The sequence below is a fragment of the Calothrix sp. NIES-2098 genome, from assembly GCF_963875125.1.
GTDB lineage: Bacteria > Cyanobacteriota > Cyanobacteriia > Cyanobacteriales > Nostocaceae > Aulosira.
Map to the genome: position 1 here is coordinate 4643166 of NZ_CAWNKJ010000001.1, position 13753 is coordinate 4656918.

Annotated in this window: 14 protein-coding genes; 8 read left to right on the forward strand and 6 right to left on the reverse strand. The window is 41.1% G+C overall.

What is annotated here, in order from left to right; genetic code table 11:
• Window positions 1–129 precede the first annotated feature (129 nt).
• The 4 genes from AACU33_RS19310 to AACU33_RS19325 form a co-directional block, all read right to left on the reverse strand.
• Window positions 130–498, reverse strand: a complete 369-nt coding sequence (locus tag AACU33_RS19310) for a hypothetical protein (protein ID WP_096590195.1) — start codon at window positions 496–498, stop codon at window positions 130–132.
• Window positions 498–857 (reverse strand): hypothetical protein, encoded by a 360-nt coding sequence (locus AACU33_RS19315; protein ID WP_096590196.1) that lies wholly within the window; start codon window positions 855–857, stop codon window positions 498–500. The genes AACU33_RS19310 and AACU33_RS19315 overlap by 1 nt, the downstream gene beginning before the upstream one ends.
• A gap of 61 nt (window positions 858–918) precedes the next feature.
• A complete protein-coding gene (locus AACU33_RS19320) occupies window positions 919–2133 on the reverse strand; it encodes an NRAMP family divalent metal transporter (RefSeq protein ID WP_096590197.1) in 1215 nt (404 codons plus the stop codon).
• A gap of 4 nt (window positions 2134–2137) precedes the next feature.
• Entirely contained in the window at window positions 2138–2485 is a 348-nt protein-coding gene (locus AACU33_RS19325) for a hypothetical protein (protein WP_339376147.1), read from the reverse strand.
• Window positions 2486–3953: 1468 nt separating this feature from the next.
• Here AACU33_RS19325 and AACU33_RS19330 point away from each other — a divergent pair.
• From AACU33_RS19330 to AACU33_RS19345, 4 genes are all read left to right on the forward strand, one after another.
• Complete coding sequence (locus tag AACU33_RS19330; RefSeq protein ID WP_096590199.1) at window positions 3954–4784, forward strand: squalene/phytoene synthase family protein; 831 nt, start codon at window positions 3954–3956, stop codon at window positions 4782–4784.
• A gap of 137 nt (window positions 4785–4921) precedes the next feature.
• Entirely contained in the window at window positions 4922–6388 is a 1467-nt protein-coding gene (gene hpnJ, locus AACU33_RS19335) for a hopanoid biosynthesis associated radical SAM protein HpnJ (protein WP_096590200.1), read from the forward strand.
• 94 nt (window positions 6389–6482) lie between these two features.
• Window positions 6483–7355 (forward strand): hopanoid biosynthesis-associated protein HpnK, encoded by an 873-nt coding sequence (gene hpnK / locus AACU33_RS19340; RefSeq protein WP_096590201.1) that lies wholly within the window; start codon window positions 6483–6485, stop codon window positions 7353–7355.
• A gap of 35 nt (window positions 7356–7390) precedes the next feature.
• Window positions 7391–8248, forward strand: coding sequence for a ferritin-like domain-containing protein (locus AACU33_RS19345; RefSeq protein WP_096590202.1), 858 nt, complete (start codon window positions 7391–7393; stop codon window positions 8246–8248).
• Window positions 8249–8271: 23 nt separating this feature from the next.
• Here the strand turns inward: AACU33_RS19345 and AACU33_RS19350 are convergent, their stop codons facing one another.
• Window positions 8272–8643, reverse strand: coding sequence for a DUF2237 family protein (locus tag AACU33_RS19350; RefSeq protein ID WP_096590203.1), 372 nt, complete (start codon window positions 8641–8643; stop codon window positions 8272–8274).
• Window positions 8644–8917: 274 nt separating this feature from the next.
• On the opposite strand from AACU33_RS19350, the gene AACU33_RS19355 reads away from it, so the two are divergent.
• From AACU33_RS19355 to AACU33_RS19365, 3 genes are all read left to right on the forward strand, one after another.
• On the forward strand, window positions 8918–9208 hold the full coding sequence (locus tag AACU33_RS19355) for a hypothetical protein (protein ID WP_096590204.1): 291 nt from the start codon (window positions 8918–8920) through the stop codon (window positions 9206–9208).
• A 283-nt stretch (window positions 9209–9491) separates the two neighbouring features.
• Window positions 9492–9926, forward strand: a complete 435-nt coding sequence (locus tag AACU33_RS19360; protein WP_096590205.1) for a DUF6918 family protein — start codon at window positions 9492–9494, stop codon at window positions 9924–9926.
• A gap of 486 nt (window positions 9927–10412) precedes the next feature.
• Entirely contained in the window at window positions 10413–10730 is a 318-nt protein-coding gene (locus tag AACU33_RS19365; RefSeq protein WP_096595305.1) for a hypothetical protein, read from the forward strand.
• 20 nt (window positions 10731–10750) lie between these two features.
• On the opposite strand, the gene AACU33_RS19370 is transcribed toward AACU33_RS19365, so the two are convergent.
• Complete coding sequence (locus AACU33_RS19370) at window positions 10751–12379, reverse strand: cyclic peptide export ABC transporter (RefSeq protein ID WP_096590206.1); 1629 nt, start codon at window positions 12377–12379, stop codon at window positions 10751–10753.
• Between the two features lie 130 nt (window positions 12380–12509).
• Here AACU33_RS19370 and hpnI point away from each other — a divergent pair, with 130 nt between their 5' ends.
• On the forward strand, window positions 12510–13688 hold the full coding sequence (hpnI, locus tag AACU33_RS19375; RefSeq protein ID WP_339376148.1) for a bacteriohopanetetrol glucosamine biosynthesis glycosyltransferase HpnI: 1179 nt from the start codon (window positions 12510–12512) through the stop codon (window positions 13686–13688).
• Window positions 13689–13753: the final 65 nt, after the last annotated feature.

Genomic DNA, 13753 nt, shown 5'->3' on the forward strand with positions numbered 1-13753 from the left:
GGCACAACATTGTTGTGCCGCGATAAAATCTCTGTATTCCATGCAATTGAAATTAGCGATAAACAGCCTGTCTTGGAAATAAGGCAGAAGACAGATTTTTCATGATGGATGGCGGATATTTGCAGTTAATTACTCGTTTTTTCCAGTATTGTCAGAACTTTGATTAACATCCTGTACTCCTGGAGATAATGACTTTAATTCCTCTAAACTACATCGCAAACGCGGCTTGTCAGGGTTACTTAAATCTAGCTTGTCCCAAGGTACTTTATGACCGCCGTAGATTTTACGCGCCCCAAGCAAATGCAAAATTCCTAACCCAATTGTCCACGCGGATAATCTTTCTAAAATTGCAGCGTAGCCAATCAGATATTCCTGAACCAGCCACTCTTCACCTTGCTTTTCGGCGCGTACTTCCTCAATGCGTCCGATCGCTTTACCATTGGAGTCTAATACTTGCTTGCCTAGTAGCAGTTCTAGATGAATTTCATTATTTGCCATTATCCTCCTCCGGGGATGCGTTTGATAATGCGATCGCGCAACCATTTTTCGTAGGCTAACGCTGGTGTTGCTTCGGCTTCCATATCGACTTCCACATCAATACCAACATCCCGCACCTTCGACCAAGGAATCCGAAATGGTTCCGCTTGCTTCGCACCCCATTTATTTGCAATTGCTGCTACCCAACGTGCCAAACGTGGATTTATCCTATTAGCTAAAGTGGTCACTCCTACCTCTATATAAGCTAGTCTTGGTTGCTTTCCTGCTTGCAATTCCATGACAACGCCATCAACTTTACCCATTTTGCGTTGATTGCGATCTACTATTTGGTTATCTAAAACATCTCTAATAATATCCATATTCTTTGCGTCTCTGTGCGAGATAGAAAATCTATGCAACCACTCAATTTATCTAAAAATATCACCCTCCCACAAATTCTAAAGGAATCGCTACTATCGCTAAGATAAATGCCAAAAAAATTGTAAATATCACTACGCTATTACTAATCCAACCGTTGCGATACTTACCCACATATAATCGATCGTTCATTAAAATTAAAAATGGCACAATTACAGGTGGCAAAATAACGGCTGTAATTGCCATTGAAAATAAAGTCAGTTGTAAAGGATCTATACCAAATACCATCAATAAAGACGCCAAAAATACAAATACGGTATAGACCAAACTAAAACGTGCTGCATCTTTTGGTTTAAGATTTTCGCCCCAATTCCAACCAAAAGCTTGAGCCACAATATAGGCTGTATCCAGAGTAACCTCCAGCGCTGCGCCAAAGCAGGCTATTCCTAGGGATGCTGCAAACAGAATAAAACCCCAATAACCGAGAGGTGCTGTCAGCATCAACGCCGCTTGTTCGTAGCTATCAACCTGAACGCCTTGAGGATTGAGTACCAGCGCCGCCACAATCAGCACGCCGAGGGATACGATACTACCAAAGCCCATTCCTAAACCAGCGACAGCACGATTTACGCCAATATGCCCTTCATCCCATTTATCTTCTACTGCCCCAGATGAGTAAAAATAAAATAGATAAGGGCTGATTAATGCACCTAAAATACTCACAGCAATAAATAAATAATGGGGAGTATCTTCTCTGGATATTGTGGGTAATAAACCACTACCAATTTGAGTTAATGATGGATGTAGTTTAAAGGTGGCGTATACAAATACTAATGTAATTAATCCTAATAAAGAAATGCCATTTTCAATCAGACCAAATGTACCCTTCCAAAGCAGTAGCCAAATTGCAAAAGCCACAGGTAAAGCAAACCATTGAAAACTAATACCTGTTAATAATTGTAGTGCTATACAAACACCACCAATTTCTGCTGCTAATACCAAAAAATCAACAACAATTTCTGCAAATAAGGGGATAACATAAAAGTTAAACCCAAAGCGTTCCCGCACTGCCGCAGCTAAGGTATGCTTACTAACAGCTGCTAACCGCCCAGACATTTCTACTAAAGAAATAACACAAATTGTCCCTAGGACGATTACCCAAATTAGTTGAAAGCCATAGGTAGATCCCGCCTCTGCTGCTGTGGCGATCGCACCAACATCCAGAAAGCCGCCGATACTGGTGACAATTCCTAGCGCAATTTCCCAAATCTTCTTCATGGCTTTATTCTGGTATTTTTCTGAGTCTGTTTAGCGCTTTACTCTCTGCTTCTAATTCTTCCAGAGATTTTTGCACCTGGGCACGATTCGCTTGAGCAATTGCTGTTGATATTTTCTCTGTTTGATTAGCTAAGAGTAAAACCTCTGATAAAAGTAGAGATTTATGCTGTTGAATTGTCTGTTGAGATGTCTGTAATTTAACGATATTATCTCTTTCTTTCAAAATCTCTTCTTGAGCTTTTTTCAAAGTTTTCTGAGCATATTTTTTAGGTACAGCATCATGTATCCAAGCATCACCTACCATGTGGGCTGTTGCTGACCAAGAATACACATTTTGTATTTCCTTAGTCATTTCTTCTGACGAAGATTTGCTCGTACAAGATGTTAAGCAGAAAATTATTAATATTAAAAATTTACATTTGCCTACTTCTGGCATTTGTATACACCTCCTTGTTTAGATAATATATTTTTGGCATTAACTTGATAATTATGTACATCTCCCTCACGAAAGATTTAATGCAAGTTAATTTTTGTCAAATTTAAATAATGAATTTATACATAAATGTGAAAACTGCTCAAAAATATTGAGATTTAAATATGATATTGAATGCAATCGATCCACCTCTTCTCGAATTCGTTTGATTATATATACTTTTTTAGCGATCGCATCCCCAAAACAGTAGATAATTTATTTCTATCGAGGTATAGATACAGTAGATGTAAATAAAAGTTTAAACTGCAAAGAGAATATACTGGGATTAACTTTACAAGTTAGTTCTGGTAAAGGTCGGGATAATAGGAAAGGATAGGAAGACAAGGAAAATTTTAGAAATTTTTCCTTATATCCTTTTCTTTTTATTTGCTATAAGCTTTGACTCAAAATTTAAATTTATATGGGAATTCAAGAATATTTTATTGAGTGGCTGATATCCATTCTTTTTATATTTTATGAATTCTCAATTTTGGAAATTATTCTCAATCTTCGTAATTACTTCGTAATTAATAGATATACTCTATAAGCATCGGCGGTACTATTTGTATTTGTTCACTCTCTTTATTCCCTATTTGCAATCAGTCGGCTTGCTGAGATCGCTAGTTGTCTATTCTATGAAGTTTATAGGGAGAATTATTGTGGAGTCTGGATGTCAGTTCTTGATTTTACAGCACTCAAGTGATGAATCTTTCGGTTCTTTAGTCGCTCTTGGAAAGCTAGTGCTTTGTAGATTTCCTCCGTTATCGCAACTGGTGTCGAGTTTCCCAGTTCATAGACACCTACCTGTAGGGCCGATTACCGTAGAGTAGCAAGTGACGTGGGAACTCCTTCCCTGTCTACCCGTCACTAACTCACTACAAACCTAGTAAGATTTTTGCGATACACCACCAGTATTGACGATCGCCTAATATTTCTATTACTCGTTACCAAAAGTCTGATAACTTGTCTTTATAGATACAATAAATGTGGTATTTTAGCCAGCTTTATCTAGACTTTAGAGCTTTGAAGCATCTAAAATTAGCTGTTAATTACTAGAAAACTTCGCAAATAATTAACTAAATTCTAGCATAATTGTTCATATTTACAGGAAAAGTTTATGATAGCTATACCATCCCAACCCTTATGCATTTTTGTCACCAAAGCCCTATATACTAGACTAGACTTTAAGCAATTTGAGATTTTTGTTAATTGTGATACCGCAAACTATTAATTTTTAGAGGAAATACTAGCAAAAACACAGTTCTTAAGGTTTAGTAAAAATTAGATCCAGTATCATCAAAAAATCTAAAACTGCATGTGGTGTGAAAATCAAGAGAGGAGTGAAAACATGGATTTACGTAGAGATGCACTGCAAATCCTAAAGGAAACTAGTCGAACTTTTTACATTCCAATTAGTATTTTACCGACAGGATTACAAGAGGCAGTTGCATCGGCATACCTGTGTATGCGTGCTATTGATGAAATTGAAGATCATCCAGAATTGGATAACCCAACTAAGGCAAAGATATTAAGAACAATTAGTTTGACATTACAAGCGGGGGTTGATGGTTTTGCAGTTGATGCTTTCTCTTTGGGATTGAATGGTTACGAGAATATCTTACCAGAAGTTACCCTAGGGATTAGAGAATGGTCAATATTAGCACCGGAAGCGATCGCACCTCGAATTTGGGATGCCACCGCCGCAATGGCCGACCGGATGGCGCACTGGGCAGAAATTAACTGGAAAATTTCCACAGAGTCCGATTTGGATCGTTATACATTTGGGGTTGCAGGTGCGGTGGGCTTGTTATTGTCTGATTTATGGGCTTGGTATGATGGCACGCAGACTAACCGAACTCAAGCAATTGGGTTTGGTCGAGGCTTACAAGCAGTTAACATCTTGCGTAACCATACAGAAGATTTAAAACGCGGAGTAGATTTCTATCCCGAAGGTTGGACTGCTGCAAATATGCACGAGTATGCACGCCGTAATCTAGCTTTAGCTGATGCTTACACTCAAAGCCTTGCTGCTGGCCCAGCTTTAGACTTTTGCCAAATTCCCCTCACCTTGGCACATGGCACGCTTGACGCCTTAGCTAATGGCAAAGAAAAACTCAGCCGTAACGATGTTTTGGCACTCCTCAAGCAGTTTATCGATGTGAACATCAAAGCTAGCTAGTTTGAGAAGGCAGAAAGGAAGTGTGGGGAGTGTGGGGAGTTTTCCATCTCCTCATCTTTCCTCTCTCCACCATCTCACTTCCATGCCCCATACCCAATTACCCTTAAATATTGACTCTTGACCAAGGAGAGCTATCAATGAAGAAAACTTTGTTCCTCAGTCCTCCTTCCTTTGATGGATTTGACGGTGGTGCGGGTTCGCGATACCAAGCCAAGCGCGAAATTACATCCTTTTGGTATCCCACATGGCTAGCGCAACCAGCCGCACTTGTGCCAGGTAGCAAGCTTGTAGATGCTCCACCACACGGTCAAACAGTGGAAGATGTGCTGAAAATTGCTCAGGATTATGAATTGGTAATCATGCACACCAGTACACCCTCGCTGGCTAATGATGTCAAGTGTGCAGAAGCTATCAAGGCTCAAAATCCAGACGTGCAGATTGGCTTTGTGGGTGCCCATGTAGCAGTACTACCAGATGACACACTGCGGGATAACCCAGTAATTGACTTTGTTTGTCGCAACGAATTTGACTATACCTGCAAAGAACTAGCAGAAGGCATACCTTGGGAAAACATCAAGGGTTTAAGCTACCGTGACAAGTACTCTAACGTGCATCACAATGAGGAGCGCCCTTTGATTCACGATTGGGATGCTATGCCTAGTGTCCTGCCTACCTATGCCCGTGACTTAGATATTAATAAATATTTCATCGGCTACCTGCTGCATCCTTACATTTCCTTTTACACTGGGCGGGGTTGTCCGGCGAAATGTACTTTCTGCCTTTGGCCCCAGACAATTGGCGGTCACTTATACCGTCATAAAAGCCCAGAGGTTGTAGGGCGGGAGATGGAAGAAGCCAAAGCCATCTTCGGGGATAAGGTACGAGAATATATGTTTGATGACGATACTTTTACGATAGACAAACATCGGGCGATCGCCATCAGCGAACATATGAAGCGGCTCAAACTCACTTGGAGTTGTAACGCCCGTGCCAACTTAGACTACGACACCCTCAAAACCCTGCGCGATAACGGTCTGCGCTTGCTGCTTGTCGGTTTTGAATCAGGCAATCAAGAGATTCTCAACCGCATTAAAAAAGGCATCAAGCTAGAAGTGGCGCGGGAATTTATGAAAAATTGCCACAAACTTGGCATCACTGTTCACGGCACATTCATTATTGGTCTACCAATTGAAAACAAAGAAACCGTAGAAGAGACAATTCGCTTCGCCTGCGAACTCAGTCCCCATACAATTCAAGTTTCCATTGCTGCACCATATCCCGGTACAGAATTGTACGAACAAGCCAAAGCCAACGGCTGGTTTACTGACCAAACTTTAGTAGCTAACTCCGGTATTCAAACCTCAACACTGCAATATCCTACCCTTTCCAGCGAAGAGATAGAGGATGCAGTTGAGCGTATGTACCGCAAATTCTATTTCCGTCCCAAAGCAATCATCCCGATTGTCAAAGAAATGCTTACAGATCGGCAGATGATGGTACGCCGTCTGCGCGAAGGCGGAGAGTTCTTCTCCTACCTCAAAGAACGCCGCAATCAACAGACTGCTGCACACGCGCAATCTAGACAAACGGCAAGTGTTTCGTAGAACTGGATAATAGGGACAAGGGATCGGGGTGAAGGAAGAAATGCTTGAACCTTTGACCCTTGACCCTTGACCCTAGACTAATGACCAATGACCAATGACTAATGACAAACCCCGCCGCTTCGCCATAATTAATGGTGATGATTTTGGCTTTTCTACTGGTGTCAATCAAGCAATTATCCAAGCTTGCGAACAGGGCGTACTAACTAGTACCAGTTTGATGGTGACAGGAGATGCTGCCGAAGAAGCGATCGCCTGGGCACAAACTCACTCAAATTTGGCAGTTGGTCTGCATTTAGTCTTGGTGTGCGGTCGGTCTGTTTTGCCACCCGCGCAAATTCCCCATTTAGTTGACGCCAAAGGCAACTTTTCCGATAGTCCTCTGGTAGCTGGATTACGCTACCAATTCCATCCTGCTGCCCGTGAAGAACTACGACAAGAAATCCGCGCCCAACTAGAAAAATTCCGTGACTCTGGCCTGCCTCTTTCCCATGTAGACGGGCATCTACATTTACATACTCATCCCGTAGTATTGCGGGTACTAATAGAATTAGCTCAGGAATTTGGTATCCGAGTCATCCGTTTGCCATCGGAAGAATTGCAAATGACCCTGAAGCTTGACAGACGCAACCTCATCACCAAGTTAGTCTGGTCAGGGGTATTTGGCAGACTACGCCGTTATGGTGAAATTTTACTCAAATCTCATGGTATTAAATACGCCGAACGGGTGTATGGATTGCTACAAACTGGTTCCATGACAGAAGAATATTTGCTTGGTCTCATACCCCAAATTCAAGCAGACCTAGTAGAAATTTATTCCCATCCCGCAGTAATTAATGCTGGGGAACCGTTGAACGGGCCATCAGGCTCAGGTGCAGCAGAACTCTCTGCGCTTTTAAGTAACAAAGTTAGACAATTAATGATTCAAAGTGGTTTTGAACTAACAAATTACAATAAAGTCAAGTGGTGACGAGAATTTGAACAAGCTGATTACCACCTGAAAATATGAAAATTGGTTCAGAATTTCATAAAGAGTTGTTCTGTCGCAGCTTTATTGATAGCCACATTAAATATCAGCCAGAGCAGCTACCTTGGCCGGAGCTAGATGCAGTTTCTCTTGACCGTCTCAGAAAAATTCCTTTTTGGGAAGAAGCCCTCAATACAGAATTGGCGGCTGGAGCCAAGATTAATGCCTACCTACCAATGATTAGCGATCCCTTCCTGTATGAAGCTGTGGCTTTACAAGGAGAGGAAGAAGCCCGTCATGGTCGGCTGTTTCAATTCCTGATTCAACACTACGGTATTGAAACCTCTGGACAGCCACCAGCCCAATTATCGGGTAATCCTGAGCAAGCTTTTATTGATTTTGGCTATGGTGAGTGCCTAGACTCATTTCTTGGCTTTGGATTGTTTAAGATTGCCCGTCAATCAGGCTTTTTGCCAGAGCCAATGTTTAAAATATTTGACCTACTACTACAAGAAGAAGCCCGTCACATTGTCTTTTTTGTGAATTGGATTGCTTATATACAGGTGAGTCGGGGAAGAGGTGCTAAAGTTCTGCGGGGGTTATCTTCAGTTTGGAATTATGGTAAAGCAGCCCAAAGAATGATGGGTGTAGTAGACCGCAGTTCCCAGAGCAATAGCCAGGATTTTGCCGCAACTGAGGCTAGTGTATTTCTCGATAACTTTAGCGTGGAACTACTGATCTCAGAATGTTTAGCTGAGAATGCGCGACGCATGAGTGAGTTTGATTCTAGATTACTCCAGCCTCAATTACTACCAACGCTAGCTAAGGGTGCGCTGCGGGTTGTTAGAGCCTTTTCTCAACGCAGTTCGCCTGCAAATGAGAAAATAGCCTCTTAAACTGTTCTCTGTGTAGGCTCGATTTAGGAGCCAGAGAAGGCGTGTTTTTGCAAATCTTCTAAATTACAAACTTCCAAAGCTCTAGCATGGGTAGCCGAAAGGACGACTGGAGGAGCCACACCCGCTTCTAGAGCTTCTTGCCAACGAGCCGCACACAAACACCAGCGATCGCCTGGCTTTAATCCGGGAAAATTAAATTCAGGAACAGGTGTGCTGAGGTCATTGCCTTGCAATTTAGTAAATTCGAGAAATTCGGCTGTGACTTGGGCACAAACAACGTGCATTCCAAAATCTTGACCGCCTGTATTGCATAACCCATCGCGGTAATAACCAGTCATGGGAGAAGTGCAGCAAGTCTCCAGATTTGTACCTAATACGTTTTTAGCTTCTGCCATAAACACCTCGCCTGACGTTAACCAGTCATATTCCAAAGCTCAGGAATTAGTCCAAACTTTATCATCTTTTCATAACTGAGTGGGTAATGCACGCGTCAGACGAATCAGGCAGCGAAAAGCTTTCTGATTAAGGAATCACAGTTTTTCACAGATGGGATTTTAGCCCTAATTATCCAGTAATTCTGTACTCCTCAATTCCGTATTTTCACAGTAGCGATAGGCTGTAGCATCCGTGTAATGTGTAGCGAATATATTTTAACGATCTTCAGACGTTGTGAAATCAATTCTTCAGACCTACTTAGAACAAGAAATCTGGATACTAATAAGAGATAAGTGGTATTTCGCCACAGTAATTGGAGTTTGGGATGATTTGTTGTGGTTTAAACACAGAACTTACAACAAAGAGACAGAGGAAGATACTCTGTGGGAAATGATTGTCAAAATTAGTGAAGTAATTGCGATCGATAAGGTTAAGTCTGTTGTGAGTAGAAAACCCGACGTGTTTATGTCAAGACTACTCGAAACTGAGACAGGCAAAGCTCATCATCCAGAGCATGAAAATTAGCTAGCTGTATAAAATACCGATCGTCCCCATTCTTCCAGAGTGAGGGCGTCTTGATTTTAAAAGGGAACGGGAAACGGGCAATAGCCAAAGGTTCCCTGTTCCCTTAAATGTATGAATTATCTTTCATTCCTATCTGCGTATGACAGCGCACCCAGAAATTGTTTAGAATTTTTTGGGTGTGCTTGGTAAGCTTTCAAACTTCCTGCGCTATTTTGTAATTTCCTGTTCGTTAGCATAATTGCTTGAATGAAAAATAAGCACTTTAACAATAAGGAGGCGTGAAATGGGACTAAGCGACGAACTCTTGAATTCGGATAAAAAAGAGTTGATTGTAGATGACTGTTGCACAGTGATAGAAACACAACTCGCTTCTAAGTCAGGTATCAGTGGCATAGCTTTAAAAACTGCCTTCGCTGCATTGAAGGGAGTTAAGCCAGGATACATTCCTTACGTTGTCGAGCAACTGCTACCCCAGTGCTTTACAGCACTCGATCCTATCTGGGATGAAGGTTTACAGAAAGGCGATCCTGTGGAACACTTGGTTGCAAGTCGCGATCGCACTGCTGATGCACTACTCAGCGTCACCGATGAGAGAGTCAAACAGGCCAAGCGCCCAATCGTGCGCGGAACCTACGAGAAATTCCGTGGTTCAGCAAAGCAACACGTAGAGGAAGCAGTGCCAGAATTTGCAAAGGTAATAGGTAAGTATACAAAATAATGATTAAATGCGTAGAAGCTCTGCTTTATGTTGGCAGATATCGCCTGACAATGATGTCCTAAATATTTGGACAAAGAAAATTTATCCTAACGCCAAAAAAACTCAATGCTTCACTTAAAGCTGGGAATTAAGCGTTAGGCAAAAAATAGAAAACCCCTGTACTTTGACTTCGCATCAGCAAGGTCAAAGTACAGGGGTTTAGCAATTCAAAAATCCAATAATAAAAGCCAGATGCCAAACAAATGTAGTGTCTGTCATTGCGACTTGAACGCAGTGAAGGGAAGCAATCTCATTAATTTCAAGCTACTACAACAGACCGCAATTTAGTATCAGCAGGGAAATGTGCTTAATATAACTAATTTAATTTAGCTAATTAATTAACCCATTTGTAGGAGGTAACGAGAAAGTAAACCAGTGTATTTTACAGATAGCCAGACCAACACCAGATGGTTTGAAGCTGCAATTTATATCAGAGAGGTAGAAATCATGTTGCGCTTCATTAAAGTTACAGCTACAGCTTTTGGGTTCTCATCTGCTTTGTTACTTGCTGGACAAATTGCTGTTAATGCTGAACAAACCTTACCTCGTCTAACTCCACAACAAGCTCAACATCTATCTCGTGACTTAGTTCCATATAATTCTCAAGAATTTTTCCGGCAAGGTCAAGAATTGATGGAAAGAGAAATCGAAATTCTCAGACAAAGAAAACTTACAGCTAATCAACCTGTTCTTAAGGTGAATGTCATACCGCAAGTCAAAAAAAACAACTCACCTAGCAACAACTTTAACGTTTTACCTAAGTGATAGCAATTAAAAAAGAAGATTTATCTACCATAATTATGATCGTATTCAATTTTGCCGTAGTCTAGTTTAACCACCCGGTCTGCTAAATGAAAATAGCGATCGTCGTGACTGATTACCAATACAGTTTTACCTTTATCTCTCAATTCTGGTAATAGCTGAGTGTAGAAGATATCTTTGAATAATGGGTCTTGGTCAGCTGCCCATTCATCAAATAGGTAAATTGGTCTATCTTCTAAATAAGCGGTGAGTAAAGCTAGCCGTTTACGCTGTCCTTGAGAAAGATTTGTGGTAGAAAGTCTTCCATTTTCAACTTTTACCTTATGCTCTAATTGGAGTTGCTTTAGGTATTTTTGGGCTTGAATATCTAAATCAGAATTTTCTAAACCTAAAAGTTCCTCAAATAAATAAAAGTCAGAGAAAACCACAGAAAAATGTTGACGATACCATTCTCGATTATTGTCATTAATTGGCTCTCCATCTAACAAAATTTCTCCATTGTTAGGAATGTAGAGTCCAGTAATTAGTTTTGCCAAGGTAGATTTACCACTACCATTGCCACCGACAATAAATACTATTTCTTGGCGAAATAACTTTAAGTCTATCGGACCAAGGATAAAGCTATTATCTTCACTATCTCTATAATAAGTATGAGTAACGCCCTTTAGCTGTAAGCTCTGCCAAGTAGTTTTCACAGCCGGGGGTACAGTTGATTTCTCTACTCGACTAGCTAGAGATAGACCCAAGGAATCTATCTTTTGTAAAGCTACGTTTGCTCGAATAATTTGGGGCAAGTTATTAACTATATTGTCCATTGGCAACATCAAATAAGTGAAAGTTAAGATGAAGCCAGAGAGAGTTTGCGAATTTACACTAATCAAATGAGGCAATGCGAACAACAAAAAACCGACCGCGAAAAAAAATATAAATCTGCCCCAGCTGGTAGTAACGGCAAATAGCGTCAATCCTTGAACATTATGATTGCGGTATTTAACAGCTGTGGATTTTAGTTGGTTTTCTAAAAATACTTGACGGCGTTGATAGTTAAGTTTGAGTTCTTTGACGCCTTCGGTGATAGTGCGAAAATCTTTAAATAGTACATCTTGATCTTCACGGGAAAGAGCAAGTAATTCCTCTCCTCCTCGTAACAGCCATCGACAGCTGCCAAGTGCAACCACCATTAATCCCAAAACCATCAAAAATACAAACCAGGAAAGCCAAGTAATATATACTAAGCAACCGCCAACCATTGCCAAATCAATGCATAAGAAAGGAATTAGATATACAGCATTCGCAACAGCTTGTACATCTTCTGTTAAGGTTGCTAATATGCGAGGATTTCCTAGTTCTTCGATATGACTTAACTCGGAAGCCAGTATTTGCCGGCTCAAGCCTAGCCGTAATTGCAAGATAGCATTTTGAGAGAGGCGAACTAACATTACCTGAGAAATTATGCTGGTAATGAGTGCAACTATCACCAATCCCACAAAACCCCAGGCTATCGATGTCAGAGGTGATTGGCTACCAGGATTTGCCGCCGAACTAATCAGCGCAATTAGTCCAGCACTACTACCACCACTCAGGAATCCGGTGACGATCGCGATCGCCACCATTCCCCATGAAGAACGTAAAAGAAAATAAATCAGATTCATGAAAATATAATTATCAATTTCTGGAGTGCGTTCTCCTAGGGGTAAAAGAAGTTTCTAACGCGAACTTTCTATTATCTCATTCTATAAGTAGGATTTATCAAAATTTTCAGCCAACAGTAGGAGATGTGACGTGGGGTTTACTTTATTCTTGAACTATGCGATCTCAATTATTGAGTTATTGCTATTCATACTTTGCCTATCAGCGATCTTTTTTTACTGCTATGGCATATATGCAGCGATCGCTTTTTTTCATCAACCCCAGACTATAAATTCAGCGTTCCATCCACCTATCTCTATCCTCAAGCCGATTTGTGGAGTCGATCGGGATGCGGAACAAAATTTAGCTTCTTTTTGCCAACAAGATTATCCAGAGTATCAGATTGTCTTTGCCGTGCGCGATCGCCAAGACCCTGGTATAGAAGTTATCAATAAAATTATCCAGCAGTTTCCCGATCTAGATATTCAGATGGTAGTGAGCGATCGCATTATCGGGACTAACCTAAAAGTGAGTAATTTAGCGAACGCTGTCACTGCGGCCAAATACGAAATTATACTTATATCTGATAGTGATATTCGCGTGGGTGAAGACTATTTACAGCGAGTTATCCAGCTTTTTCAAGATGAGAATGTGGGTGTGGTTACTTGTTTGTATCGGTCTTTAGCTCAAGGATGGGTGACAATTTTAGAAGCAATTGGTACAGCTTGCGATTTTCATCCTGGCGTTTTAGTTAGCAATCACATGGAAGGGATAAAATTTGCCTTTGGTTCGACAATTGTGATTCGCAGACAGGCGCTAGAAGCAATTGGTGGATTTGCGGCGGTTGCTGATTATCTAGCAGATGACTTTCAACTTGGCTATTTACCAGCCCAAGCAGGTTATAAGGTAGTGCTATGCGATTACATAGTCGATCATGTCTTAGCTAGCAGCACATTAGCTGAAGCTATCCAACGCCAAATCCGTTGGGCGCGTTGTATCAGGGTTTCTCGTCCTTGGGGTTATGTAGGGCTGCTGTTTACCTACGGTACAGTTACTAGTTTACTTTTGGCGATCGCTACAGGTGGATCGATATTTGGCTGGACTGTACTCGCTATTACCTGGGTGATGCGTTTACTGATGGGTTGGCTAGTTGGGGTGAAAATGCTAAACGACCAAGTAGCAAAAAAATATTTTTGGATAATTCCTATACGCGATTTATTCCACTTTGCCATTTGGTGTAGTGGCTTTATTGGTAGCACAATTGCATGGCGAGGACAAAAATTTAAGCTGATCGAAGGTGGTAAGTTGACAGCAGATTTAGCAAAATCTTGAGCTAATTTTGTTGAATGACAATTCAGGAATCAAGGACTGTTAGGATAATAATTACCCTTCAGATT

Coding starts and splice junctions, on each gene's coding strand:
- AACU33_RS19360 (WP_096590205.1), top strand. CDS start 9,492: ATGGGACTAAGCGACGAACTCTTGAATTCGGATAAAAAAGAGTTGATT.
- AACU33_RS19315 (WP_096590196.1), bottom strand. CDS start 857: ATGGATATTATTAGAGATGTTTTAGATAACCAAATAGTAGATCGCAAT.
- AACU33_RS19345 (WP_096590202.1), top strand. CDS start 7,391: ATGAAAATTGGTTCAGAATTTCATAAAGAGTTGTTCTGTCGCAGCTTT.
- AACU33_RS19370 (WP_096590206.1), bottom strand. CDS start 12,379: ATGAATCTGATTTATTTTCTTTTACGTTCTTCATGGGGAATGGTGGCG.
- AACU33_RS19365 (WP_096595305.1), top strand. CDS start 10,413: ATGTTGCGCTTCATTAAAGTTACAGCTACAGCTTTTGGGTTCTCATCT.
- hpnJ (WP_096590200.1), top strand. CDS start 4,922: ATGAAGAAAACTTTGTTCCTCAGTCCTCCTTCCTTTGATGGATTTGAC.
- hpnK (WP_096590201.1), top strand. CDS start 6,483: ATGACTAATGACAAACCCCGCCGCTTCGCCATAATTAATGGTGATGAT.
- AACU33_RS19330 (WP_096590199.1), top strand. CDS start 3,954: ATGGATTTACGTAGAGATGCACTGCAAATCCTAAAGGAAACTAGTCGA.
- AACU33_RS19310 (WP_096590195.1), bottom strand. CDS start 498: ATGGCAAATAATGAAATTCATCTAGAACTGCTACTAGGCAAGCAAGTA.
- AACU33_RS19320 (WP_096590197.1), bottom strand. CDS start 2,133: ATGAAGAAGATTTGGGAAATTGCGCTAGGAATTGTCACCAGTATCGGC.
- AACU33_RS19325 (WP_339376147.1), bottom strand. CDS start 2,485: ATGACTAAGGAAATACAAAATGTGTATTCTTGGTCAGCAACAGCCCAC.
- AACU33_RS19350 (WP_096590203.1), bottom strand. CDS start 8,643: ATGGCAGAAGCTAAAAACGTATTAGGTACAAATCTGGAGACTTGCTGC.